This window comes from Mycoplana sp. MJR14 (genome assembly GCF_029210525.1).
Lineage (GTDB): Bacteria > Pseudomonadota > Alphaproteobacteria > Rhizobiales > Rhizobiaceae > Mycoplana.
The window spans coordinates 1-23161 of record NZ_JARGEO010000008.1; the positions used below are offsets into that span (position 1 = coordinate 1).

The window sequence follows — 23161 nt, forward strand, 5'->3', positions numbered from 1 at the left end:
ATTCAAGGCAGTGTCGGATTCGACTTCGTCTTCCCGCGACACGATCTTCGACTTCGGTTCCGGCGACATCATCGACCTGAAGGCGATCGACGCCAATGCGACGAAATCGGGCAACCAGACCTTCAGCTTCATCGGCACGGACGCCTTCAGCGACAAGGCGGGCGAGCTGCGCTACGCCAAGAGCGGTTCGAACACCTACGTCACCGGCGATACCGACGGCGACGGCAAGACCGACTTCGCCATCCACATCGACAAGGCCATCACCCTCGACAAGGGAGACTTCCTTCTGTGATGGAAAGGCGCGGGTGACGACCGCGCCGAATTCTCGAGACCACGAACCGCAGCCGCCCGAGGCTGCGGTTCGATCCACCGGAGCGCGAGGCCTATCGCCTCCCCCTGCGTCGGCGTGGCTTGCCGGCGGCGTGTGATAGACGACCCGTGCGCTGCTGGCCTCGCTCCAGCCGGCATCCGACGGTGCGCCATGTGCCACCAGGCGCACCGGTCCCGCTGCCCGGCGCGTGCCGCAACGCCCCGGGCGTCGCCGGCGAGCGCACCCCTGTCCTGGTTTCCGCCGGTCGCTTTGCCTCGCGGGGCGCCGCGTCCTTGTGCGCCGCCGTCGTCCACGAAGCGCGGGCTACACACACACTCTCTCTTTCTTCCTGTGATCCACCGTCGCCGGCTTCCGGCCGGCAGGGCAATCCCGGCGGGCTGTTCCGGTTATGGGTCGCATCAAAAATGCCATTTGCAGTTACGTACTGGTTAGTACATTATTGGTGAAACCGTTCGAAGAGGCCGGCGGGGCGCAGGCGGGCGCCCGCGCCGGGCAACGGATCCCGAGAGGGGGCCGCGCGGCCAGTGGATGCGCCGGATCGGCATCGGACCCGAGCCAGATCCGGGCCGGATCGGAGCCGGATCGGAGCCGGATCCCCGGCATCGGCGAGCGGGGGTCGGCGATCGATGGCCGTCATGCCCCCTGCGAACGGGACGGGCGGCTGCCGGAGGGCGCGGTCACGCGGGCTTCTGCGGGCCTGCCGGCGTGGCGAACGGCCGGGCGGGAGCTGGTCGCAGCGGCAGGAGGCAGCCCGACCGGTCCGATGCGGCGGCGCGGCTGAGGGAGAGAAGGAGGAGAACGCGGATGAAGACTTCGATCGCAACGGTCTCGATCAGCGGCGAACTGCCGGACAAGCTTGCGGCCATCGCGGCCGCCGGCTTCGACGGCGTCGAGATCTTCGAGAACGATTTCCTCGCCTTCGACGGCAGCCCCGCCGATGTCGGCAGGATGGTGCGCGATTTCGGCCTGGAGATCACGCTGTTCCAGCCGTTTCGCGACTTCGAGGGCATGCCGGAGCCGCATCGCAGCCGGACGTTCGACCGGGCGGAGCGCAAGTTCGACGTGATGCAGCAGCTCGGAACCGACCTCGTGCTCGTCTGCTCCAACGTCTCGCCGATCTCGCTCGGCGGCATCGACCGGGCGGCGGCGGACTTTCACGAACTCGGCGAGCGGGCGAAGAAGCGGGGGCTGAAGGTCGGCTACGAGGCGCTCGCCTGGGGGCGGCACATCTGGGACCACCGCGATGCCTGGGAGATTGTGCGCCGGGCCGACCACGACAATATCGGGCTGATCCTCGACAGTTTCCACACGCTGTCGCGCAAGATCGACATCAACTCCATCCGGTCCATCCCCAAGGAGAAGATCTTCATCGTCCAGCTGGCGGACGCGCCGCTGATCGACATGGACCTGCTCTACTGGAGCCGCCATTTCCGCAACATGCCGGGCGAGGGGGACCTGCCGGTCACCGAATTCACGCGGGCGATCGCGGAGACGGGCTATGACGGGTATTTCTCGCTGGAGATCTTCAACGACCAGTTCCGCGGCGGCGCGGCCAAGCCGATCGCGGCCGACGGCCATCGCTCGCTGATCTATCTCGGCGACCAGGTGCGCCGCCATCCCAATGCCGCCGCGCTGACCGTGACGCCGATGCCGGAGCGCGCCGAGGTCAAGGGGATCGGCTTCGTCGAATTCACCGCGGCCGAGGACGATGCGGGCGAACTGGTTGCGATCCTGAAGACGCTGGGATTCGAAAGGACCGGCCGCCATCGCTCGAAGAGGGTCGATCTCTATCGGCAGGGCGATGTCCGCATCCTGGTCAACAGGGATGAGGGCGGCTTTGCCGGCGCCTCCTATGCGGTGCATGGAAGCTCGGCCTATGCGATCGCGCTCGTGGTCGATGATGCCGCCAAGGCGATGGAGCGCGCGCTTGCGCTCGATGCCGAACCTTTCAGCCAGCCGGTCGCCGCCGGCGAAGTCGAGGTGCCAGCGATCCGCGGCGTCGGCGGCGGGCTCGTCTACCTGCTCGACGAGACGAGCGAGCTGGGGCGCATCTGGGAGATCGATTTCGAGCCCTGCGGTGATGACGCGACGATCGCGCCCGCGGGCCTGCGCTTCGTGGACCACGTCGCCCAGACGGTCGGCTACGAGGAGATGCTGACCTGGGTGCTGTTCTACACCTCGATCTTCGCGGCGGAAAAGACGCCGGTGGTCGACATCATCGATCCGGCCGGCGTCGTGCGCAGCCAGGTCGTGCAGAACGCCGCAGGCTCGCTGCGCATCACCCTGAACGGGGCGGAAAACCGCCGCACGCTGGCTGGCCATTTCATCGCCGAGACCTTCGGTTCCGGCGTCCAGCACCTCGCCTTCCATACCGACGACATCTTCTCGACCGCCGCCGCCCTGCGCAAGAACGGCTTCCGGCCGCTGTCGATCTCGCCCAACTACTATGACGACGCCGAGGCCCGCTTCGGCCTCCAGCCGGAACTGACCGAACGTTTGCGGGCCGAGAACATCCTCTACGACCGCGACGAGCGCGGGGAGTATTTCCAGCTCTACAGCCCGACCTATGGCGAGGGCTTCTTCTTCGAGATCGTGGAGCGCCGCGACTACGGCGGCTACGGGGCGGCGAATGCGATCTTCCGCATTGCCGCGCTCAAGAAACACCTGCGCCCGGAAGGGGTGCCGAAGCTGTAGGCCTCGCAGAGCGCGTCAAGCTCTTGCCGGGGTGAACAGGCCGCTGGCCGGGCGATCGTGACTGCCCGGTCGGCCCGGGGAACCTCCGGATGGCCGACACGCGGCGCATCGCTTCACTTCATCGCGTCGCAGGCCTTCAGCATCTCGTCCTTCTTCGCGCTGTCCGTTTCCATCTCGGCCTTCTGCAGGCAGTCGGCCTTCGTCGCGGCCGCGGGCGTCGCTTCGGAAGGCGTGGTGTAGGCCTCCAGGATGTCGGATTTCATCATGTCTTCCGCCTGTACAGGCGCTGCTGCGAACACGGCTGCAAGAACGGCGCCGGCCGCAATACCGGAGATCAATCTGCGCATCTGACGTTCTCCTCGACTGACCGGATGCGCCCGCCGGCACCTTGCCGAAGGCACATCCCTTCGCCGCCAGCTCCGTGTTGAGGCGTGTTCGCGACGGGCGTCTGGTTGAGAAGCCTACCACGCCTGGCGGAGAAATCACGCTTGTCGCGCCAGGCGTCTCCCGTCCTGCGTGCAATGCGCTCGAATTGTGAGCGGACGGACGTGAAATAGCCGTGGTCGGCGGCTCTGTTTCGCTGACGGGGCCTTGCGCTTGCGGGGATGTTGCTTATCTGGAGGCCATTGCCGGCGCCGATATGGAGCGCCGTGCCGTTGCGGGACGGCCAGGACCGGGCGCAAAGAACCGGGCGCAGAGAACCAAGGACGACGTGGAATGTGGAATTTCGGGCCCCTGGCAAAACTGAGGGCTTTCTTCTCGGGCGGCTCGCTGAAGATCGGAAAGCGCCCGAAGATGCCCTATCTGCCGCGCTTTCGCTATGGGAAGGGCAAGATCACGATCGGTGACCGGATCTCGACCCGCAGCGGGGTCGTCATCAACGCGCAGAGCGGCGCCATCCAGATCGGCGACAACGTCTCGCTCAACGACTACACGGTGCTTCTCGGTCATGGCGGCATCCGCATCGGCAACGACGTCCGGATCGCCGCGCATGTGGTGATGGCCTCATTCGAGCACGGCTATGACGACGTCGAGGTGCCGATCCGCCGGCAGGCCAACGTCAAGAAGCCGATCGTCGTCGAGGATGACGTGTGGATCGGCGCGGGGGCGAAGATCCTCGGCGGCGCGCACATCGCCAAGGGGTGCGTGATCGGGGCGAACTGCGTGGTCAAGGGGCAGACGGTGCCCTACGGCGTCTATGTCGGCGCGCCGGCGCGGCTCGTGAAGATGCGAGGCGGGTCGGCATCGGCGAAGGCGGCTGCACCCGCCGACATCCAGGCCCGGCGGACCGGCTACGGCGGCGCCGTGCATTGACAGCCGGCGGGGCTGCAGATTTCATCCGCGGCGAATCGCAACGAGTGACAGGCAGTCCCCAGTGTCCCTTTCCGAAGCAAAGACGCGCCTCTACCGGCGCATCAAGTACAATCTGACCCGGCCGCGGCCGCCCGCCTCGGTCGTGCCGCTGGACGGGCCGGTGCTGGTCGTGGGCTCCGCACCGGTCTCGCACCTGCCTTCCGGCTTCGACGGCAGCTATCGGGTGATCACCATCAACGGCGCGCAGACGGTGACGCAGCGCTGGGGGATCGAGGCACCCGACATCACCTTCATGATGTTCAACCAGATCCGCGGCACCAACACCAATGCGGTGGAGGTCCGGCGCGTGCTTTCCGGCCAGCGGACCGGCGCGCTCTACATGCTGCTCTGGCGCGACGGCATGTCCTCGCTCGTCGAGGGGCTGAAGGCGTTCGACTATCGCTACGACCGGCTCGAGATCGTCGACCGCTACCAGCGCATGGCGCTGCTGGACCGGGTCTGCGGCTTCAAGAGCGACGAGCTGGACGCGGAAAGCAAGTGCTCCAACGGCATCAATGCGGCGCTGTTCGCCCTCTACAACAGCGCGCCGGCGGTGATCCTGTCCGGCATCAATCCGCAATCGACCGGCCACGTCTACAACCAGGAAAACCTCGCCCGCTTCCATCGCGACATGGACCAGAAGGTGCTGCAGACGCTGCGCGACAAGGGCTTTCCGGTCTTCACCGCCGATCCCGGCGTGGCCGAGAGCAGCGGCCTGCCGTTGTGGACGGGCAAGGTCTGAGGCGGCTCAGCCGGCGGCGGCGCCGTCGCGAAGGCCGGCGCTTTCGTCCCCGCCCAGGCGGATGCGGTTCGCCGTGAGGAAATCGACCATGGCGCGATCCTCGACCTCGGCGCTCTGGATGTTGGAGAGCGTGATGCGCATCTTCTCCTCCAGCCGCTCGGCGGAGACGGCATAGTTGGAGCCGCGCGCCATCTTCGCCAGCATCTCCTCCTCGGATTTGCTGTAGTAGTGGTTCAGCTGCAGGAAGGCATTGGAATAGAATTGCCGCTGCTTGCGGCCGTCGCGGGTGGTGCGGTAGCCCGCATCGTTGACGGTCAGGTCGCCGTGGGCCCTCGTCCTGAACTGGTGGATCGTCACCTCCGTCACCTCGCAGGGGTCGACGATGCACTTGAAATTGGTGGAGTGCTCCTGCTTGCCCAGCGGGTCGGCGCCGCGCCGGGTGTAGGCCAGCGTCACCGGGCCGGCCGGCTTCTTCCGGTGGCCGCTCGTTCCGAACATGTGCCAGGGCAGCGACACGTTGGGGAAATCGCCGGTCGCCGCCAGCGCTTCCTCGATCGTCGTGCCCGTCTTCGGCAGCAGGAACTCGTCGGCGTCGATGAAGGCCATGCGGCGGAAGCGGCCGCCGAAATTGAGGATCGCATGGGCGAAGGCCAGCACCTGGCCATCGATCAGCTGGTCGGTCTTGCTGGAGGCGACCTTGCCGGCCCAGGGCATCAGCGTCAGCTCGGCGGGATCGAGCACGTCGCGGATCACCGCGCAGGTCGCATCCGTCGAGCCGTTGTCGTAGACGATGAAATGCCGGACGCCGACGGCCCGGTGGAAGCGCAGCCATTCCTCGATATAGTCCGCCTCGTTCCTGACGCAGAGGGCGATCGCGATGCCGCTGCGGTCCGTGGCCGGCTGCGGCGGGGTGATCGACAGGGCCTTTATTCCGCTCTTCTTGTTGCCAAACCAGCGCATTTCAACTCCGGACACGTCTTGGCCGGATCAGTCCTGCCCGGCCGGCCGCACTATAGGGACCATCGGTGACGCATTCCAGTGGCCCCGGACGTCCCCGAAAGGCTCCGGCAGGCGGGGGCTCTGCCGCATTGACATCGCTTCTGTCCTCATGCACACGATAGCCGAGGTCGCCGGCGCGCCCAATCGAGCGGCGTGGCGTCAAATCGAGATTTGCCAAAAGACAAGCTGAATCGCCCGCCCCGCGGGATGAAAAGCGGAAGGTATCGGTATGAGAGATGATGTTGCGCGTATATTTGTAGGTTTCGATTCCAAGGAAGTTGTCGCCTATCACGTCCTTTGCCAGAGCATTATTGAGCGCTCCTCCATCCCGGTGGTGTTTTCTCCAATCGTTCTAAACAACCTCGGCCCGATGTTCTATCGCGAGCGCAATCCGTTGCAGTCGACGGAGTTCTCGTTCTCCCGCTTCCTGGTGCCCTATCTCAGCAACTACGAGGGCTGGAGCATCTTCATGGACTGCGACATGCTGGCCCGCGCCGACATCGCCGAGTTGTGGGCGCTGCGTGACGACAAGTATGCGGCCATGTGCGTCAAGCACGACTACGTGCCGAAGATCGAGACGAAGTTCCTCGGCCAGACGCAGACCAAGTACGAGAAGAAGAACTGGTCGAGCATGATCATGTTCAACAACGCCAAGTGCACGGCGCTGAGCAAGGAATTCGTCAACACCGCCACCGGCCTGCAGCTGCACCAGTTCAAGTGGCTGGACAGCGACGACCAGATCGGCGAGGTGCCGGTCGTCTGGAACTATCTCGTCAACGAGTACGACCGCCGCGAGGACGCCAAGCTCGTCCACTTCACCGATGGCGGCCCGTATTTCGACGAATACAAGGACGACGACTACGCCGACGAATGGTTCGCCATGCGCGAGCGCGTGCTGTCGGTGCAGCAGAAGGCCTGATCCCCTTGGCGCACGGTCCGGAAACGCCCGCCGAAGGCGGCCTGCCTGCGCGGGCGGCTGCGGCAGGACTTGCGACGACCGACGACTGGCGGGCGCTGTTTGCCCGCTATTCCGAGATCGTCCTCGTCGCCAACTCGACGGCCTCGAACGTCGCCGAGCTTCGGGCGCACTATCCGGCGGATGCGCTGTTCGTCTTCTTCAACAAGGTCTTCAAGGTGCTCGACCAGCCCTTCGAGGGCCACGCCATCCTGATCACCCGCGGGCAGCCGCGGGGGGCGGGGATCGTCTATCGCGGCGAGGTGGACGAGGTGCTGTCCTTTTTCGACCGGGCGCATTTCCTCGGCATCATGAACATCCGGCTGGCGGACGACGAGAAGCCGAACACGTCCGCCGACTTCCACAATGCAGCGACGGGGCATCTCGACCTGCGCGGCCATTTCGACCCGCTCTACACCGAGGGCAAGGTGCCGACCAGCGGCTTTGCCATGGCGCTCTGGCTGAGCGAGCTCCGGCTGCCGGGCAGGATCACGCTCGCCGGCTTCTCGGCACGGCGCAGCGAGAAGTGGCGGGTGGTCTCCGTCCACGACTGGAGCTACGAGCAGGTGTTCCTGCGGCTGTTTGCGCGCCTGGGCAAGATCGCAATCCACGGCGGTGCCGGCAGCAATCCCTACCAGAAGCTTTCCGAACGTTTTCCCGAGATCCCGGCGGCGGAGATCGCGCTTGCCGCGGCCGAGGTCCTGTCGGAGCGGCTGTCCAATACCGACGCCGAGGTCGACAAGCTGATCTCGCTGACGAACATCATCCGCTCGGCCGACAATTTCCTGCGGCGGCTGAAGCCGTCATTGCTGAAGCGGCGCCGGCAGAGCTGAGAGACGGCGCGCCGGACCGGTGCGGTCGAGGCTTTGCCACGCATGCAGAGCGTGCCGCGCCCCTCATCCGCCTGCCGGCACCTTCTCCCCGCAGGCGGGGCGAAGGACGGTTGCCGCAGCGTTTCGCTTCCCTTTTGTCGCTTGCGGGGAGAGAGGGTAGAGTGAAGGGCGTTTTGCAGGCGGCGACTGTGCCGAGACGCGCCGCCCTGCTGCAAGCCTGCAGTTCAGCGAACCGGATGTTCCTTCGGCGGCCCGCGGGCGAAAAGGACGGGTCGGGAGGAAATTCATGCCGCTGCAGAACCGGGTCACGCCCTTCGGCGACATCGTTGCGGTCAGCGCGCGCGGGCTCTTCACCGGCAACCGCGGCATCATCCACGATCCCGCCACGCGCAGCCTGACGAAGCGGCGGTGGACGACGCGGGCGTGGATCATCTGCCGCTGCGACTACAAGGGCATCCGGCGGCCGGTGATGGCGCAGCGCAGCTGGACGGAGCTGTTCTTCCTCGACGAGGCGACGGCGCTCGCCGCCGGGCACCGGCCGTGCTTCCTCTGCCGGCGGGAGGAGGCGCGCGCGTTCCGGGAAAAGTGGAGCGCCGGCAACGGGGGAACGCTGCCGAAGGCGCAGGATATCGACTTGCGCCTGCACGCCGAGCGGCTGGAGCACAGCGGCAAGCGGCTGCATCCGCTGAAAGGGCCGCTCGCCGCGCTGCCCGACGGCACCATGGTCGCATCCGGCGCGGCGGCCTATCTCGTCAGGGGCGGCCGGACCCTGCTCTGGCAGCCGGACGGCTACCGGCGCGCGGACCCGCCCGGATCGATGGACGGCCTGCTGACGCCGCCCTCGACGCTCGCCGCCCTTGCCGCCGGCTACCGGCCAGTGCTGCATCCGACGGCGTTCGACTGAACGGCGATCGCTCAGCGGCCCAACTGCTCCGCCCATTGCTTCACCGTCGCAGCCATCGTGCGCAGGTGGTCGGCCGCGGAGAAGCCGGAAAGCTTCTTGCGCGGCTTCAGGTCGTGATCGCCGTCTTCCAGCCAGAGCAGCCTGATCCGCCCGGACAGCGAATAGGTCTCGACCTCCGCGCGCGTGCCGAATTCGTCGCGGGTGCCCTGGCAGATCAGCGCCGGCGTCTGCAGGCCGGCGAGGTGGGCGGTGCGCAGGCTCTCCGGCTTGTCGGGCGGGTGGAAGGGATAGCCGAGGCAGAGCAGGCCCGCGACCGCGCCGGCGGCATGCAACTCGTCGGCGATCATGCTTGCGACGCGGCCGCCCATCGACTTTCCGCCGATGACGAGCGGACCGCGCGCGCCGAGGGTCCGCACGGCGTCGACATATTCGGGCTTCAGGGTCTCGGCGCGGGGCGGCGGCTTGCGCTGGCCGTCGCGCCTTGCCGCCATGTAGGCGAACTCGAAGCGCGCCACGCGAAAGCCTTCGGCGGCGAGCGCCTGTGCTGCGGCCGTCATCGAGGCGGAATCCATCGGCGCGCCGGCGCCGTGGGCCAGCAGGATCGTGATCGGCGCATCGGCGGGGCCGTCGAACAGGAAGCGGTCGGTCATCGCATCTACCCTCTTGCAAGCGAACTGGACCATGCGGGCATTCGCCTTCGACGTAAAGGCTCGTCCGGGGGCAGGGGATTTGGCGCCCTTGAAATCCGCAGGCCCCGTCCACATATCTCCGGTCTGCCTGAAAAACGGACGGGAATGGTGTTGGCGTTGGCCGAGCCGTTCCGTGCCCGACAGGACAAGGGCGCTCCCCGAAAGGGTCGAGCGCCCTTTTTGCATCGGGGGCGCAGGGTGGGCCCGGCTGCGGCGGATGCGCACGGGCCGGGCGCGGGGCTTGCGCGGCTGCGCCTTATCGGCGAAAGCTTCGATGCAAGCCGACCGCCAGCCAGCCGTCAGACCGGAACCCGGGCCAGAACAGCATCCGCCATGATCACAGCTTTCGTCCTGACGTCCTCGGTCATCCTTCTGACACCCGGGCCGACAAACACGGTGCTGGCCGCCGCCGGCGCCACGTTCGGACTGCCGCGGGCCCGCCTGCTGCCGCTCGCCGAGGCGGCCGGCTACGCGCTGGCGATCTCCTTCTTCGTGGCCTTCGCAGCGTTGGTGAAGGATCTCTGGTGGGCGCTGCCGGCGCTGAAGATCGTCGCCGCCTGCTGGCTGGCCTACGCGGCCGCGCGGCTCTGGGCGATGTCGCCGGACATGACGGGTGCGGCGCGCCGGGGCGCGGTCGCCCGCGTCTTCCTGACGACGCTCGTTAATCCGAAGGCGATGATCGTCGGCACGATGATGATCCCGCAAGGGAGCCCGGATGACACCGCGTTGCGGATTGCCGTCTTCATCCTGCTGTCGTCGATCGCCGGGCTCGGCTGGGTCGCGCTCGGCGCGGCACTCCCCGGCGGCGTGCGCCGCCGTTCCTACAAGGGCGCCGCCGTCGTGCTCGGCGGCTTTTCCCTCTATGCGCTGTCGAGCGCGCTGGCCTGAACGGCCTGGCCCGAATACCCGGTCCCGACCGTCCATCGTTCAACCCGAGGCTTGATCTGCCCCGCAGATGGGTTCAACCTCTCGCTGTCGGGCGGGCGCCTGGAGGCGGGACGGGTCGTCTCGCCTGCGGGGAGGAAGGGCGGGGCCATGGACGAGCACATTCCACAGGCGGCCGAGGCAGGCGGCGATCCGGCCGCACCGTCGCGCCAGATCTGGATCGAGGGCGGCACCTTCACGATGGGCTCCGACGTCCACTATCCGGAGGAGGCGCCGGCGCATCCGGTGCGGGTCGACGGCTTCTGGATCGACGTCACGCCGGTGACGAACCGTCAGTTCATGGCCTTCGTGGAGGCCACCGGCTACGTCACCGTCGCCGAGCGGCGGGCGCGGGCGGAGGACTATCCCGGCGCCGATCCGCACATGCTTCGCCCCGGTTCGGTCATCTTCGATCCGCCGCGGCGGCTTTCCGGGCCCGACCCGTCGCAATGGTGGACGTACAAGTTCGGCGCCAATTGGCGAAGGCCCTATGGCGGGCAGAGCAACATCCGCGGCCGGTACGACCATCCGGTCGTGCAGGTCGCCTTCGAGGACGCCAAGGCCTATGCCGACTGGGCCGGGCGCGAGCTGCCGACCGAGGCGGAATGGGAATTCGCCGCCAAGGGCGGGCTGGAGGGGGCCGAGTTCGCCTGGGGCGACGAGCTGATCCCCGGCGGCCGCTTCATGGCGAATACCTGGCACGGGCAGTTTCCGACCGAGAACCTGAAGCCCGACGGCTATGAGCGCACCTCGCCGGTCGGATCGTTCCCGCCGAACGGCTACGGGCTGTTCGACATGATCGGCAATGTCTGGGAATGGACGAGCGACTACTGGTCCGCGCGCCATCCGGATCCGGCGGCCGGCCCATGCTGCGTGCCCGCCAATCCACGCGGCGGCGGCGCCGAGGCCAGTCGCGATCCGCGCATGCCCGACATCCTGATCGCCCGCCGCGTCGTCAAGGGCGGATCGCATCTGTGCGCCCCCAACTACTGCCGCCGCTACCGGCCCGCCGCCCGGCATGCGCAGGAGGAGAACGCGGCGACGACCCACATCGGCTTCCGCTGCATCCGCCGGCAATGACCGCTGCCGCCTCGTGGCGGGCGACGTCGCCCTTGTGCCGTCGCCTCGGGCGGGCTAGTCAGGCGGTAGCAATGTCGATGCGAGGAGGACACGATGACGGAAGACCTGAAGGGTGATATCGCCCGGCTCGAGCAGCAGGAGCAGATCCTGCGTTTCTCCCGTTTCGATCCGGACATGGCCTGGCAGCTCGGCGGCATCCTGCGTGAGATCGCGATCGACCGGCGCGCGCCCATCGCCATCGACATCTCGCTGCGGGACCGCATCCTCTTCCACACCGTGCTCGACGGGACCTCGACGGACAATGCCGAGTGGATCCGCCGCAAGCGCAACACCGTGCTGAGGCTCTGGAGTTCGTCCTATCTCGTCGGGCGCCGGCTGGCGCTCGCCCATCGCGGCCAGGAGGAGGCGCACAACCTGCCGCTGTCCGACTTCGCCACCCATGGCGGTGGCTTCCCGATCCTGGTGGACGGGCTCGGCTGCGTCGGTGCGGTCACCGTCTCCGGCGTGCCGCAGCGCATCGACCATGCGATCGTCGCGGACGGGCTGGCCCGGCTGCTCGGCGTGGAGCTCGGGGATGCGCGGCTGCCGGAATGACCGGCGGGTGCCGCCGAGGGACGGATCAGCGCTCGTGCCAGGCCTGGCCAAGCACGCGCAGCCAGTTCCTGCGGCAGATCTTCCTGAGGCTGTCGGCATCGTAGCCGGCGGCTGAGAGTGCCGTGACGAGTTTCTGGTTGCCGGCCGCGTCCGAAATCGTGGCGGGGATCATCGCGCCGTCGAAATCCGAGCCCAGCGCAACACAATCGATGCCCATGCGCTCGACCATGTAGTCGATGTGGCGGACCATGTCGAAGAGCGGCGTGCCGGCGCTCTCGCGGCCGTCGGGGCGCAGCATCGTGGTCGCATAGTTCAGCCCGACGACCCCGCGGCTCTCGCGGATCGCGTCCAGCTGCCGGTCAGTCAGATTGCGGGCCACCGGCGTCAGGGCATGGACGTTCGAATGGGTGGCGACCAGCGGCTGGTCCGTCGTCTCGGCGACGTCCCAGAACCCTTTTTCCGTGATGTGCGACAGGTCGATCATGATGCCGAGCCGGTTGCAGGCACGCACCAGGTCGAAGCCGGCCTCGGTGAGGCCGGGGCCGGTATCGGGCGACGAGGGGAAGGCGAAGGGGACGCCGTGGCCGAAGATGTTGTTGCGGCTCCAGACCGGCCCCAGCGACCGCAGGCCGGCGGCATGGAACACCTCGAGGGCGGCGAGGTCGCGGTCGATCGCCTCGCAGCCTTCCATGTGCAGGACGGCGGCGAAGATGCCCTCCTCGATGGCGTCGCGGATCTCCGCGGTCGAGCGGCACAGGCGCCAGGCGCCGGCGCGGTCGAGCTGGCAGGCGATCGCGGTCATGGCCAGGGCGATATCGAGCGACGACTGGCGTTCGAGCGGCGGCTCCATCGGGGTGATGTAGTGGCCGTTGTCGTCGGGACGGCGCAGCTCGAAATGGCCGGAGGAGATATAGATGGCGCACATACCGCCTGCGAGGCCGCCGGCGCGGGCGCGCGGGCCGTCGATGTGCCCCTGGTCGGTGCCGTCCCGGAACTCCGCGACCGGATCGCCGCCGCCCTGCTTGTTGACCAGCAGCCGCAGCAGCACATCGTTGTGTCCGTCGAAGATCAGTTCCATGCGGGGTTCCTGTCTGCCCCGCCTGGATGTTCGTTCGGACGAGGCGAATGCCGGCCCTTTCAGAGAGCGCCCGCCGGGGGCGACTCATGGCCGGCTTGCAACCTAGAGCCGGACACGAGGCGCCGCAAGGGAAGGACGGCGGCGCGATTTACATCGTCTTAACATGATATACAAAATCAATCTTTTGGTGTAAAAAACTTTAGTGCAACCAATTTTCTCCAGGTGAACGAGATGGCCGGACGATTCAGAATTCAATGCATCAACAAGGATCCGCGCAACGATCCCTACACCCGCATCACGCATATCGGTGGTCAGGGGAGGAAACTCGATGTGGCCACCGTGATACGAAATATTGAAGGCGGTCAGGAAGCCTACTACGTCGAACGACCGCGAGGCGATCAGGTTGATGTTGTCGTCGCCACAAGCCGGGCCGGTAACAAATACATCAAGACGACGGCTGATGGCGACGAACCGAACAATCTCCTGTCGCTTCCCGAGTGCCCCTAGAAACGACTGCTATACCCGATAGACCTGCACCCCGCCGATGAAGGTCGCGCGCACGGCGAGACCGTCGTCGAGCACGACGAAATCGGCGTCGTGGCCGTGCGTCAGACGGCCCTTGCGGCCGGTCATGCCGATGGCTTCGGCCGGGTAGAGCGAGGCCATGCGCAGCGCCTCCTCTAGCTCAAGGCCGGCCTGATCGTGCATGAAGCGGACGCAGGCGATCATGTCGATGTCGGCGCCGGCGAGCGTGCCGTCGGCGAGCGTCAGCCGGCCGTCCTTGCGGAAGATCTCCCGTCCGTTCAGGGTGAAGCCGGTCATGTCGGTGCCGATCGTCGACATGGCGTCGGTGACGAGGAAGATGCGGCCCGGGCCCTTCTTGGCGCGCAGGGCGACACCGATCGAGACGGGATCGACATGGAAGCCGTCGGCGATCAGGCCGGCATTGAGATGGCCGAGGTCAAGGGCGCCGCCGACCATGCCCGGCTCGCGGTGGCCGAGCGGGCTCATGGCGTTGAAGAGATGGGTCATCATGCTGGCGCCGGCTGCGACCGCAGCGGCAACCGTCGCATAGCCGCTGTCGGAGTGGCCGAGGCTGACGGCGACGCCGGCCCCGGCAAGGGCTGCGATCTGCTCGTTCGACACGCTCTCCGGCGCTACCGTCGTCAGCAGCGCGTCGAGCTTTCCGCGCGCTTCGACGATGCGCTGGAGGTCGTCCGCCTGCATCGGCCGGATCAGCTTCGGGTCGTGTGCGCCCTTGCGGGCGATCGACAGGTGCGGCCCCTCGAGGTGGAGGCCGAGGAAGCCCGGCACGTTCGCAGCTTTCGCCGCGATGCCGGCGGCGATCGTGCGGGCGGTGACCTCGGGCGTGTCGGTGATCAGCGTCGGCAGCAGCGCGGTCGTGCCGAAGCGGGCGTGGGCGGCGCAGATGGTGCGGATGCCGTCGACGTCCGGCTGCTCGTTCATGAGCACGCCGCCGCCGCCGTTGACCTGCAGGTCGACGAAGCCGGGGACGATGCGGGCGCCCTCGAGCGGGGCGCGGACGGCGCCGGCCGGAATGTCCCGGTCGGCGACGATCGCTGCGATCCGACCGGCCTCGACCAGCAGCGCTGCCCCCTGGTGCCAGAGGTCGCCGTCGAAGATCCGGGCGCCGGTGAATGCGGTGAGCGCGCTCATCTCGTCTCCGTCACTTTCTTGAGGTTGACGGGCTTGTCGGGGTCCAGGCCGCGGGCGCGCGACCAGGCCTCGACGAAGCCGTAGAAGGGCACGATCAGCGCCAGCGCATCGGTGATCGGATGGCCGGTCGCGACGAAGGGCAGGGTCTTCGCCGCCCTGGCGCCTTCGGAGGTGACGCAGGCATAGGCGCCTTTCTCCGCCAGTCCGTCGGCCATGCCGGTGACGGACTGCTCGGCGGCGTCGCGGGCGGCGAGCGCGATCACCGGGAAGGAGGGGCCGACGAGGGCGACGGGACCGTGCAGCACCTCGGCGGAGGAATAGGCCTCCGCATGCAGGCCGGAGGTCTCCTTGAACTTCAGCGCCGCTTCGCTCGCGATCGCAAGGCCCGGGCCGCGGCCGAGCACATAGAGGGACTGCGCGGCCGCAAGGTCGTCGATCAGGCCGCTCCAGTCGAGCGCGATCGCCTTTGCGAACTGGTCGGGCAGGGCGGCGACCGCCTTACCGAGCGCGGCGTCGCCGGTCCATTCGGCGAGGATGGCGAGGCCCGCCACGATCGAGTTGACGTAGGACTTGGTGGCGGCGACGCTGATCTCGGGGCCGGCGCAGATGTCGAGCGGGTGGCTGCAGGCGTCCGCCAGCGGCGAGGGGATGGTGTTGGTCAGCGCCATCGAGATCGCGCCGGCGTCGGTCGCAGCCTTGGCCATGGCGACGATGTCGGGACTCTTGCCCGACTGCGAGATCGCAATCGCCGCCGCACCGTCGAGCTTCAGCCTGGCGCCGTAGATCGAGGCGAGCGAGGGGCCGAGCGAGGCGACGGGCCGGCCGGCGGTCAGTTCGATCGCATATTTGAGGAAGAGGGCGGCATGGTCGGAGGAGCCGCGGGCGACGGTGACGAAGAAGCGCGGGTCGGCAGTCTTCAGGGCGCGGCCGGCGGCGGCGATCGCCGCCTTCTGCTCGGACAGCAGGCGGGCTGCGGCCTCCGGGATCTCGTTGACTTCGCGGCGCATATTGGTCTGCATGATCTTGTCTTTCGGTCTATGTGGCGCGCTCACGTATCCGAGAGCGTCAGCTCCGCCACGAAGTCATAGGCATCGCCCCGGTAGAGCGAGCGGGTGAATTCCACCACCCTGCCGGAGGCAAGGTAGGAGACGCGTTCGATCGAAAGCCCGGCGACGCCGGCGGTGACGCCGAGCAGGGCCGCGTCGGGCTCCTTGATATTATAGGCCGAGATGCGCTGGACGGCGCGCACCGGCCGGCAGCCGCGCTGGCCGAGCGCGGCATAGAGCGAGCCGGTCACCTGCGCGGGATCGGGCAGGAACTCCGACGAGATGCAGGCGCGTTCGATCGCCAGCGGCATGTCGTCGGCGATGCGCAGGCGGCCGAGCCTTGCCACCAGCGCGTCCGCCGGCAGGCCGAGGATCATCATCTCGTCGGGCGAGGGGTGGAACAGGCCGCGGTCCAGCCATTGCGCCCGCGTCGTCAGGCCGCGCCGGGCCATGTCCTCGGTGAACGAGGTCAGCCGCGACAGCGACTGCTCCACCTTGGAGACCGGCTTGACGACGAAGGTACCGGAGCCGTGGCGGCGCACCAGCAGCCCGTCCTTGACGAGGTCGTCGACCGCCTTCCTCACCGTCACCCGGCTGATGTTGGCGTAGTCCGCGAGATCGCGCTCGGGCGGCAGCGCATCGCCGTGGTTGAGCTTGCCGGACTGGATCGCCTCCTCCAGCGTCTGGCGCAGCTTCAGGTACAGCGGACCGGATCCGCCGGCCTGCAGGCGCTCGGGCGACAGGATGGCGGCGAGCAGCTCCGTCATGCGGCGCCTCCGCTTCTCTCCCGATAGCGCTTGGCGGCGAGTGCGACCGCACCCGTCAGGGCATCGGCCTGCGGCTCGATCAGGATCTTGCGGTGGCGGGGCTCCAGCCAGGCCGGATAGAGCGGCGCCAGGCCGCCGAGCAGGCAGAGCCGCTCGTGGCCGCCGATGCGGGTGATGGCGTCGAGCGCCTCGTTGACCGCGCGGGCGGCCGCACCCAGCAGCGCCAGCGCGCCTGGGTCCTCCTTGTCGGCATACTGGAAGACGAGGGGGGCATAGCGGCCGAAGTCGCCGGGCTTGGAATGGCGGGCGAACTCGACCATGGCGGTCGGATCGTGGCGGAATTCGTTGAGGACGGCGTCGGTGACGGCCGAGCCCGGATGGATGCCGTCATGGGCAAGCAGCGCTTCCTGCAGCAGCGCATGGCCGAGGCGCGCGCCGCCGCCGAGGTCGCCGATGGTGAAGCCCCAGCCGCCGATATAATGGACCTTGCCGGCCTTGCGGGCCATGAAGATGGTGCCGGTGCCGAGGATCGCGACGGAGCCGTCCGCATCGCCGATCGCGCCCTGCAGGGCGATCAGGCCGTCGGAATCGATGTCGGTGTGGCGGAAGGGCAGGCGCTCGCGCACATATTGCGTGAGGTTGCCGACATTGGTGCCGGCGAGGCCGAGGAAGGCGGTGGCGTTGCGGACCTCGTCCACGGGCAGCCGGGCGTCGCGGAAGGCGGCTTCGGCGGCCTCGGTGATGTTCTGGATGGCGGCGTTCGGATCGGTCAGGATATTGGAGGCGCCGCTCTTGCCGCGGCCGAGAATCGTCCCTCGCGGGTCCGCGATCGCCGCGCGGCAACTGGTGCCGCCGCCATCTATGCCGATGATGAAATCTGCCATGGGAACCTCCGACAGAAACAATACCAAAAAAATACCATTAACCAAGTGGAAAACTGTCGGCGCATGCGCTAATGAAAATAAATTATTGAAATATAAAGATAAAAATATCGATGTGAATTTTTCCGCTGACGGAAGTTAATTTCCTGTAGACAATTGGTATGTTTTTGGCATTAAATTCCCGCCAAGGGAGAACGACAGATGGCATCAGCCAGAACCGAAGCCAGGCACGAACAGGCGGAAGGTCTCGACGAACGCAGTCCCGCCGACGTGCTCAAGGTCCTGTCCCAGGCCCAGCAGCAGGCGGCAGCCGCGGTCGACGCGGCGATCGAGGACATTGCCGAGGCGGCGAAGCTCGCGGCCGATGCGCTTCGCTCGGGCGGGCGGCTCGTCTATGCCGGGGCGGGAAGCTCCGGGCTGATGGCGATGGCGGATGCGCTGGAACTGCCGGGTACCTACGGGATTGCGCGCGAGCGGATCGTCATCCTGCTTGCCGGCGGTTCGGCCAGCCTGGAGGATCTCGCCGGCGGCTACGAGGATGACGAGGCGCTTGCGGTTTCGGATGCGGAGCAGGCCGGCATCGGCAAGGGCGACTGCGTGATCTGCGTGACCGCCAGCGGCTCGACCCCCTATGCCATCGCGCTGGCCGACTATGCCCGGGAACACGACGCCACGGTGATCGCGCTCGCCAACAATCCGGGCGCGCCGCTCTTTGCCTATGCCGACATCTCGATCCTGCTGCAGACGCCGCCGGAGGTGGTCTCCGGCTCGACGCGCATGGGGGCGGGGACGGCGCAGAAGATCGCCTTCAACATGCTGTCGACGCTGGTCGGCATCCATCTCGGCCACGTGCACGACGGCTACATGGTCAACCTGAAGGCCGACAATATCAAACTGAGGGACCGCGCGGCCCGGATCGTTGCCGGCATTGCCGGCGTCGATCTGGACATGGCGGGGCGGCTGCTCGAGCAGTCCGAAGGATCCGTCAAGGCAGCGGTGCTGATCGCCGCCGGGGCAAAAGACAAGGCCGCGGCCGATGCCGCGCTCGAAAATTCCGGGCAAAGCCTGCGGCGTGCCCTGAAGACCGTCCGATAACGGGAACCGCGCCAAACGGGGCGCACAAAAGGGAGAATGTCATGACACGCAACCTTATCAAGGGACTGTTGCTCGCCACGACCGTGCTCGGCACCGCGGGGCTCGCACAGGCCCAGGACGCCACGCTGACGATCGAGAGCTGGCGCAACGACGACCTGTCGATCTGGCAGGAAAAGATCATCCCGGCCTTCGAGGCGAAGAACCCGGGCATCAAGGTCGTCTTCTCGCCGACCGCGCCGACCGAATACAACGCCGCCCTGAACGCCAAGCTGGATGCAGGCTCCGCCGGCGACCTGATCACCTGCCGGCCGTTCGACGCCTCGCTGGAGCTGTTCAACAAGGGCCATCTCGCCAGCCTGAACGATCTGTCGGGCATGGAGAACTTCTCCGACGTCGCCAAGTCCGCCTGGACGACCGACGACGGCGCCACCACCTTCTGCGTGCCGATGGCCTCGGTCATCCACGGCTTCATCTACAACAAGGACGCCTTCGACCAGCTCGGCATCGCCGTGCCGACGACCGAAGCCGAGTTCTTCGCCGCCCTCGACAAGATCAAGGCCGACGGCAACTACATCCCGATGGCGATGGGCACCAAGGACCTCTGGGAAGCCGCCACCATGGGCTACCAGAACATCGGTCCGACCTACTGGAAGGGCGAGGAAGGCCGCGCGGCGCTGATCAAGGGCGAGCAGAAGCTGACCGACGAGCCGTGGGTCGAGCCCTATCGCGTGCTCGCCAAGTGGAAGGACTATCTCGGCGACGGCTTCGAGGCGCAGACCTATCCGGACAGCCAGAACCTGTTCACGCTCGGCCGCGCCGCCATCTACCCGGCCGGCTCGTGGGAGATCGGCCTGTTCAACACCCAGGCGCAGTTCAAGATGGGCGCGTTCCCGCCGCCGGTGAAGGCTGCCGGCGACACCTGCTACATCTCCGACCACAACGACATCGGCATCGGCCTGAACGCCAAGAGCGCCAATTCCGAAGCTGCGAAGAAGTTCCTCTCCTTCGTCGCCTCGCCGGAGTTCGCCGACATCTACGCCAATTCGCTGCCGGGCTTCTTCAGCCTGAACTCGACCGCGGTGAAGATGGCCGATCCGCTCGCCCAGGAATTCGTCTCCTGGCGCGAGAAGTGCAAGCCGACGATCCGCTCGACCTACCAGATCCTATCGCGCGGCACGCCGAACCTCGAAAACGAGACCTGGACGGAATCGGCCAACGTCATCAACGGCACCGACACGCCGGAAGCAGCCGCCGAGAAGCTGCAGAAGGGTCTCGACAGCTGGTACAAGCCGGCGAAGTGAGCCTGTGACATCGGGTGAGGCAATTGCCCCTCACCCTGGCCCTCTCCCCGCACGCGGGGAGAGGGGACTTGCACAGCGATTGCCGATCCCTGCGTGACTTTCGCGGCAGGACGGTGCGGCAACCGTCCTTCTCCCCGCGCGCGGGGAGACGGTGCCGGCAGGCGGATGAGGGGCAAATCGCTCCCTGATGATTGCGGCCGACGTCGCACCATCCGCGCGAAAACGTGTAAGCTGAAGTTTCATCCGCCGGGGCGGCCCGGCACGGCATCATGCGGCAGGACCGGCCGTGTGAGGCCCGTCCGATGATCGCGGACATGCATCGAACCACCGGTCGGGACAGCGGGCAGGAACCATGACGGACGCCACAGTTTCAGAAGCCGAGATCGAGGTCGTACGGCGGCCGCGGCGCTGGCATATCGCGGTCTTCCTGCTGCCGGCGCTGATCGTCTACAGCGCGGTGATGATCCTGCCGCTGTTCGAGACGCTCAGGCTCTCCTTCTTCAACACCGTCGACGGCCAGTCCACCTTCGTGGGGCTTGCCAATTTCAGGACGCTGTTCGGCGATGCCCGCTGGGCGGCCGATTTCTGGAACGCGCTTTCCAACAACGTCATCTTCTTCGTCATCCACATGCTGGTGCAGAACCCGATCGGGATCGCGCTTGCCGCGCTGCTGTCGATCCCGAAGCTGCGCGGGGCCGCCTTCTACCGCACCGCCATCTTCCTGCCGACGCTGCTCTCCTTCGTCATCGTCGGCTTCATCTGGAAGCTGATCCTGTCGCCGATCTGGGGCGTGTCGCCCTATCTGATGGATCTCGTCGGGCTGAAATCCCTGTTCGCGCCCTGGCTCGGCAAGCCCGGCTCGGCGCTGATCGCCGTCTCGCTGATCTCGGTCTGGCAGTATGTCGGCATCCCGATGATGCTGATCTATGCGGCCCTGCTCAACATTCCCGAGGAGGTGATCGAGGCTGCCGAATGCGACGGCGTCACCGGCTGGGCGCAGTTCTTCAAGATCAAGCTGCCGCTGATCCTGCCGGCGATCGGCATCATCTCGATCCTGACCTTCGTCGGCAACTTCAACGCCTTCGACCTGGTCTACACGGTGCAGGGGGCGCTCGCCGGGCCGGACGGCTCGACCGACATCCTCGGCACGCTGCTCTACCGCACCTTCTTCGGTTTCCAGCTGCAGCTCGGCGACCGCTCGATGGGAGCGACGATCGCGACCGTGATGTTCCTGATCATCCTCGCCGGCGTCTCGCTCTACCTGTTCGTCATCCAGCGGCGCATCCGCCGCTACCAGTTCTAGGGGAGGCCGACCATGTCCAAGGCACGCACCTCGCTTTCGCGCACGGCCCTCGTCCATGCCGCCCTGATCGCCTATACGCTGATTGCGATCTTCCCGGTGTTCCTGACGATCATCAACTCGTTCAAGAGCCGCAACGCCATCTTCCGCAATCCGATGCAGCTGCCGACGCCGTCGACCTTCGACCTCGTGGGCTACCAGACGGTGCTGGGGCAAGGGGATTTCGCGCTCTACTTCCAGAACAGCCTGATCGTCACCGTCGTGTCGATCTTCCTGGTGCTGCTGTTCGGGGCGATGGCGGCGTTCGCGCTGTCGGAATACCGCTTCCGCGGCAACACGCTGATGGGGCTCTATCTCGCGCTCGGCATCATGATCCCGATCCGGCTCGGCACGGTGGCAATCCTGCAGGGGATGGTGGCGACCGGGCTCGTCAACACGCTGACGGCGCTGATCCTCGTCTACACCGCGCAGGGCCTGCCGCTCGCCGTCTTCATCCTGTCGGAGTTCATGCGCACCGTCTCCGACGACCTGAAGAACGCCGGGCGCATCGACGGCCTGTCGGAATATTCGATCTTCTTCCGCCTGGTCCTGCCGCTCGTGCGGCCGGCCATGGCGACGGTGGCCGTCTTCACCATGATCCCGATCTGGAACGACCTGTGGTTCCCGCTGATCCTGGCGCCGAGCGAGGCGACCAAGACCGTCACCCTCGGCTCGCAGATCTTCATCGGCCAGTTCGTCACCAACTGGAACGCGGTGCTCGCCGCCCTGTCGCTGGCGATCCTGCCCGTCCTCGTCCTCTATCTGGCCTTCTCGCGGCAGCTGATCCGCGGGATCACCTCGGGAGCCGTGAAATGACCCGTTCGCCCGCCCCCATCCGCGTCCTGTCCGCGGGCCTCGGCAACATGGGCCGCAGCCATGCGCTCGCCTATCACGAGAACCCGGGCTTTCAGATCGCCGGCCTCGTCAACCGCTCGAAGGTGGAGCTGCCGGAAGCCCTTGCCGGCTACGAGATCCTGCCGTCGTTTCCCGAGGCCCTGAGGGCGCTGAAGCCGGAGCTCTGCTCGATCAACACCTATTCCGACAGCCATGCCGACTATGCGGTGATGGCGATGGAGGCGGGCGCGCATGTGTTCGTGGAGAAGCCGCTGGCGACGACGGTCGCCGATGCCGAGCGGGTGGTCGCCTGCGCGCGCGCCAACGGCCGCAAGCTCGTGGTCGGCTACATCCTGCGTCATCATCCCTCCTGGATGCGGCTGATCGCCGAAGCCCGCAAGCTCGGCGGTCCCTACGTGTTCCGCATGAACCTGAACCAGCAGTCGAGCGGGCCGACCTGGGAGACGCACAAGGCGCTGATGCGGACGACCCCGCCGATCGTCGACTGCGGCGTGCACTATGTCGACATCATGTGCCAGATCACCGACGCAAGACCGGTCGAGGTGCGCGGCATGGGGCTTCGGCTGTCCGACGAGATCGCGCCGGACATGTACAACTACGGCCACCTGCAGGTGCTCTACGACGACGGCTCGCTCGGCTGGTACGAGGCCGGCTGGGGGCCGATGATCTCCGAGACGGCCTTCTTCGTGAAGGACGTGATGTCGCCGAACGGCTCCGTCTCGATCGTCATGGACCCGAATGCGAAGTCGGACGACATCGACACCCACACCAAGACGGCCGTGATCCGGCTGCACAACGCCGAAACCGGGCCGGACGGCCGTTTCCTGAGGGCCGACGAGGACCTGACGATGGCCGGCGAGCCGGGCCACCAGGAGCTCTGCGACCGCGAGCAGGCCTATGTGCTGAAGGCGATCCGCGAGGATCTCGACCTTTCGCGCCACATGGACGATGCCGTCCAGTCGCTCAGGATCTGCCTTGCCGCCGACGAGAGCGTGCGCACCGGCCGGCCGGTGAAACTCTAGAG

General features: G+C 67.0%; 24 protein-coding genes. 16 read left to right on the forward strand and 8 right to left on the reverse strand.

Going from position 1 to position 23161, the window contains the following annotated elements:
* Both P0086_RS17910 and P0086_RS17915 read left to right on the forward strand, forming a co-directional pair.
* A partial coding sequence (locus P0086_RS17910) for a M10 family metallopeptidase C-terminal domain-containing protein (RefSeq protein ID WP_275788012.1) occupies positions 1 to 292 on the forward strand: 292 nt, incomplete at its 5' end.
* A gap of 843 nt (positions 293 to 1135) precedes the next feature.
* The gene (locus tag P0086_RS17915) at positions 1136 to 3025 is read left to right on the forward strand and encodes a sugar phosphate isomerase/epimerase and 4-hydroxyphenylpyruvate domain-containing protein (RefSeq protein WP_275788014.1); all 1890 of its coding nucleotides are present in this window, start codon (positions 1136 to 1138) and stop codon (positions 3023 to 3025) included.
* A 113-nt stretch (positions 3026 to 3138) separates the two neighbouring features.
* On the opposite strand, the gene P0086_RS17920 is transcribed toward P0086_RS17915, so the two are convergent.
* A complete protein-coding gene (locus tag P0086_RS17920; RefSeq protein WP_112609966.1) occupies positions 3139 to 3372 on the reverse strand; it encodes a hypothetical protein in 234 nt (77 codons plus the stop codon).
* A gap of 370 nt (positions 3373 to 3742) precedes the next feature.
* Between P0086_RS17920 and P0086_RS17925 the strand changes: the two genes are divergently transcribed.
* Both P0086_RS17925 and P0086_RS17930 read left to right on the forward strand, forming a co-directional pair.
* Positions 3743 to 4339: an acyltransferase gene (locus P0086_RS17925; RefSeq protein WP_275788017.1), complete on the forward strand. Its 597-nt coding sequence runs from the start codon at positions 3743 to 3745 to the stop codon at positions 4337 to 4339.
* Positions 4340 to 4400: 61 nt separating this feature from the next.
* Positions 4401 to 5120 (forward strand): membrane-anchored protein, encoded by a 720-nt coding sequence (locus P0086_RS17930; RefSeq protein WP_275788019.1) that lies wholly within the window; start codon positions 4401 to 4403, stop codon positions 5118 to 5120.
* 6 nt (positions 5121 to 5126) lie between these two features.
* On the opposite strand, the gene P0086_RS17935 is transcribed toward P0086_RS17930, so the two are convergent.
* Positions 5127 to 6080 carry a glycosyltransferase family 92 protein gene (locus P0086_RS17935; RefSeq protein WP_275788020.1) on the reverse strand — a complete coding sequence of 318 codons (954 nt, stop codon included), beginning with the start codon at positions 6078 to 6080 and terminating at the stop codon, positions 5127 to 5129.
* 268 nt (positions 6081 to 6348) lie between these two features.
* Here P0086_RS17935 and P0086_RS17940 point away from each other — a divergent pair, with 268 nt between their 5' ends.
* The 3 genes from P0086_RS17940 to P0086_RS17950 all read left to right on the forward strand — a co-directional run bounded on the left by P0086_RS17940 (position 6349) and on the right by P0086_RS17950 (position 8811).
* A complete protein-coding gene (locus P0086_RS17940) occupies positions 6349 to 7038 on the forward strand; it encodes a glycosyltransferase (RefSeq protein WP_112598433.1) in 690 nt (229 codons plus the stop codon).
* Between the two features lie 41 nt (positions 7039 to 7079).
* Positions 7080 to 7907: a 3-deoxy-manno-octulosonate cytidylyltransferase gene (locus P0086_RS17945; RefSeq protein WP_275788293.1), complete on the forward strand. Its 828-nt coding sequence runs from the start codon at positions 7080 to 7082 to the stop codon at positions 7905 to 7907.
* Positions 7908 to 8193: 286 nt separating this feature from the next.
* Positions 8194 to 8811, forward strand: a complete 618-nt coding sequence (locus tag P0086_RS17950; protein WP_275788024.1) for a hypothetical protein — start codon at positions 8194 to 8196, stop codon at positions 8809 to 8811.
* An 11-nt stretch (positions 8812 to 8822) separates the two neighbouring features.
* Here the strand turns inward: P0086_RS17950 and P0086_RS17955 are convergent, their stop codons facing one another.
* Positions 8823 to 9461: an alpha/beta family hydrolase gene (locus tag P0086_RS17955; RefSeq protein ID WP_275788027.1), complete on the reverse strand. Its 639-nt coding sequence runs from the start codon at positions 9459 to 9461 to the stop codon at positions 8823 to 8825.
* A gap of 372 nt (positions 9462 to 9833) precedes the next feature.
* Here P0086_RS17955 and P0086_RS17960 point away from each other — a divergent pair, with 372 nt between their 5' ends.
* From P0086_RS17960 to P0086_RS17970, 3 genes are all read left to right on the forward strand, one after another.
* Positions 9834 to 10388, forward strand: coding sequence for a threonine transporter (locus tag P0086_RS17960; RefSeq protein ID WP_275788030.1), 555 nt, complete (start codon positions 9834 to 9836; stop codon positions 10386 to 10388).
* A 147-nt stretch (positions 10389 to 10535) separates the two neighbouring features.
* Positions 10536 to 11504, forward strand: a complete 969-nt coding sequence (locus P0086_RS17965; RefSeq protein WP_275788032.1) for a formylglycine-generating enzyme family protein — start codon at positions 10536 to 10538, stop codon at positions 11502 to 11504.
* A 93-nt stretch (positions 11505 to 11597) separates the two neighbouring features.
* Complete coding sequence (locus tag P0086_RS17970; RefSeq protein WP_112609982.1) at positions 11598 to 12098, forward strand: heme-degrading domain-containing protein; 501 nt, start codon at positions 11598 to 11600, stop codon at positions 12096 to 12098.
* A gap of 25 nt (positions 12099 to 12123) precedes the next feature.
* Here P0086_RS17970 and P0086_RS17975 read toward each other — a convergent pair whose 3' ends face one another.
* Entirely contained in the window at positions 12124 to 13176 is a 1053-nt protein-coding gene (locus P0086_RS17975) for a dipeptidase (RefSeq protein ID WP_275788034.1), read from the reverse strand.
* Between the two features lie 231 nt (positions 13177 to 13407).
* Here P0086_RS17975 and P0086_RS17980 point away from each other — a divergent pair, with 231 nt between their 5' ends.
* Complete coding sequence (locus P0086_RS17980; protein WP_112598444.1) at positions 13408 to 13683, forward strand: DUF3892 domain-containing protein; 276 nt, start codon at positions 13408 to 13410, stop codon at positions 13681 to 13683.
* A gap of 9 nt (positions 13684 to 13692) precedes the next feature.
* Here the strand turns inward: P0086_RS17980 and nagA are convergent, their stop codons facing one another.
* The 4 genes from nagA to P0086_RS18000 are packed head-to-tail and all read right to left on the reverse strand — an operon-like array spanning position 13693 to position 17550.
* Positions 13693 to 14853, reverse strand: coding sequence for an N-acetylglucosamine-6-phosphate deacetylase (gene nagA, locus P0086_RS17985; protein WP_275788037.1), 1161 nt, complete (start codon positions 14851 to 14853; stop codon positions 13693 to 13695).
* Positions 14850 to 15872, reverse strand: a complete 1023-nt coding sequence (locus P0086_RS17990) for an SIS domain-containing protein (RefSeq protein ID WP_148151922.1) — start codon at positions 15870 to 15872, stop codon at positions 14850 to 14852. Before P0086_RS17990 ends, nagA begins: the two co-directional genes overlap by 4 nt.
* A gap of 29 nt (positions 15873 to 15901) precedes the next feature.
* The gene (locus P0086_RS17995; protein ID WP_112598449.1) at positions 15902 to 16666 is read right to left on the reverse strand and encodes a GntR family transcriptional regulator; all 765 of its coding nucleotides are present in this window, start codon (positions 16664 to 16666) and stop codon (positions 15902 to 15904) included.
* Positions 16663 to 17550: an N-acetylglucosamine kinase gene (locus P0086_RS18000; protein WP_112598450.1), complete on the reverse strand. Its 888-nt coding sequence runs from the start codon at positions 17548 to 17550 to the stop codon at positions 16663 to 16665. The genes P0086_RS17995 and P0086_RS18000 overlap by 4 nt, the downstream gene beginning before the upstream one ends.
* Positions 17551 to 17748: 198 nt before the next feature.
* On the opposite strand from P0086_RS18000, the gene P0086_RS18005 reads away from it, so the two are divergent.
* From P0086_RS18005 to P0086_RS18025, 5 genes are all read left to right on the forward strand, one after another.
* On the forward strand, positions 17749 to 18642 hold the full coding sequence (locus tag P0086_RS18005) for an N-acetylmuramic acid 6-phosphate etherase (RefSeq protein WP_112609990.1): 894 nt from the start codon (positions 17749 to 17751) through the stop codon (positions 18640 to 18642).
* Positions 18643 to 18683: 41 nt separating this feature from the next.
* A complete protein-coding gene (locus tag P0086_RS18010) occupies positions 18684 to 19943 on the forward strand; it encodes an ABC transporter substrate-binding protein (RefSeq protein WP_275788043.1) in 1260 nt (419 codons plus the stop codon).
* A gap of 352 nt (positions 19944 to 20295) precedes the next feature.
* Positions 20296 to 21246, forward strand: coding sequence for a sugar ABC transporter permease (locus P0086_RS18015; protein ID WP_112609992.1), 951 nt, complete (start codon positions 20296 to 20298; stop codon positions 21244 to 21246).
* A gap of 12 nt (positions 21247 to 21258) precedes the next feature.
* The gene (locus P0086_RS18020; protein WP_112598457.1) at positions 21259 to 22098 is read left to right on the forward strand and encodes a carbohydrate ABC transporter permease; all 840 of its coding nucleotides are present in this window, start codon (positions 21259 to 21261) and stop codon (positions 22096 to 22098) included.
* The gene (locus P0086_RS18025) at positions 22095 to 23159 is read left to right on the forward strand and encodes a Gfo/Idh/MocA family oxidoreductase (RefSeq protein WP_275788048.1); all 1065 of its coding nucleotides are present in this window, start codon (positions 22095 to 22097) and stop codon (positions 23157 to 23159) included. Before P0086_RS18020 ends, P0086_RS18025 begins: the two co-directional genes overlap by 4 nt.
* The last annotated feature ends 2 nt before the right edge of the window (positions 23160 to 23161 follow it).

Bases quoted from the DNA above. Each gene is read 5' to 3' on its own strand.
- P0086_RS17955 (WP_275788027.1), bottom strand. From the start codon at position 9,461: ATGACCGACCGCTTCCTGTTCGACGGCCCCGCCGATGCGCCGATCACG.
- P0086_RS17915 (WP_275788014.1), top strand. From the start codon at position 1,136: ATGAAGACTTCGATCGCAACGGTCTCGATCAGCGGCGAACTGCCGGAC.
- P0086_RS18005 (WP_112609990.1), top strand. From the start codon at position 17,749: ATGGCATCAGCCAGAACCGAAGCCAGGCACGAACAGGCGGAAGGTCTC.
- P0086_RS17920 (WP_112609966.1), bottom strand. From the start codon at position 3,372: ATGCGCAGATTGATCTCCGGTATTGCGGCCGGCGCCGTTCTTGCAGCC.
- P0086_RS17925 (WP_275788017.1), top strand. From the start codon at position 3,743: ATGTGGAATTTCGGGCCCCTGGCAAAACTGAGGGCTTTCTTCTCGGGC.
- nagA (WP_275788037.1), bottom strand. From the start codon at position 14,853: ATGAGCGCGCTCACCGCATTCACCGGCGCCCGGATCTTCGACGGCGAC.
- P0086_RS17990 (WP_148151922.1), bottom strand. From the start codon at position 15,872: ATGCAGACCAATATGCGCCGCGAAGTCAACGAGATCCCGGAGGCCGCA.
- P0086_RS17995 (WP_112598449.1), bottom strand. From the start codon at position 16,666: ATGACGGAGCTGCTCGCCGCCATCCTGTCGCCCGAGCGCCTGCAGGCC.
- P0086_RS17940 (WP_112598433.1), top strand. From the start codon at position 6,349: ATGAGAGATGATGTTGCGCGTATATTTGTAGGTTTCGATTCCAAGGAA.
- P0086_RS18010 (WP_275788043.1), top strand. From the start codon at position 18,684: ATGACACGCAACCTTATCAAGGGACTGTTGCTCGCCACGACCGTGCTC.
- P0086_RS18015 (WP_112609992.1), top strand. From the start codon at position 20,296: ATGACGGACGCCACAGTTTCAGAAGCCGAGATCGAGGTCGTACGGCGG.
- P0086_RS18000 (WP_112598450.1), bottom strand. From the start codon at position 17,550: ATGGCAGATTTCATCATCGGCATAGATGGCGGCGGCACCAGTTGCCGC.
- P0086_RS18020 (WP_112598457.1), top strand. From the start codon at position 21,259: ATGTCCAAGGCACGCACCTCGCTTTCGCGCACGGCCCTCGTCCATGCC.
- P0086_RS18025 (WP_275788048.1), top strand. From the start codon at position 22,095: ATGACCCGTTCGCCCGCCCCCATCCGCGTCCTGTCCGCGGGCCTCGGC.
- P0086_RS17975 (WP_275788034.1), bottom strand. From the start codon at position 13,176: ATGGAACTGATCTTCGACGGACACAACGATGTGCTGCTGCGGCTGCTG.
- P0086_RS17960 (WP_275788030.1), top strand. From the start codon at position 9,834: ATGATCACAGCTTTCGTCCTGACGTCCTCGGTCATCCTTCTGACACCC.
- P0086_RS17980 (WP_112598444.1), top strand. From the start codon at position 13,408: ATGGCCGGACGATTCAGAATTCAATGCATCAACAAGGATCCGCGCAAC.
- P0086_RS17970 (WP_112609982.1), top strand. From the start codon at position 11,598: ATGACGGAAGACCTGAAGGGTGATATCGCCCGGCTCGAGCAGCAGGAG.
- P0086_RS17965 (WP_275788032.1), top strand. From the start codon at position 10,536: ATGGACGAGCACATTCCACAGGCGGCCGAGGCAGGCGGCGATCCGGCC.
- P0086_RS17950 (WP_275788024.1), top strand. From the start codon at position 8,194: ATGCCGCTGCAGAACCGGGTCACGCCCTTCGGCGACATCGTTGCGGTC.
- P0086_RS17935 (WP_275788020.1), bottom strand. From the start codon at position 6,080: ATGCGCTGGTTTGGCAACAAGAAGAGCGGAATAAAGGCCCTGTCGATC.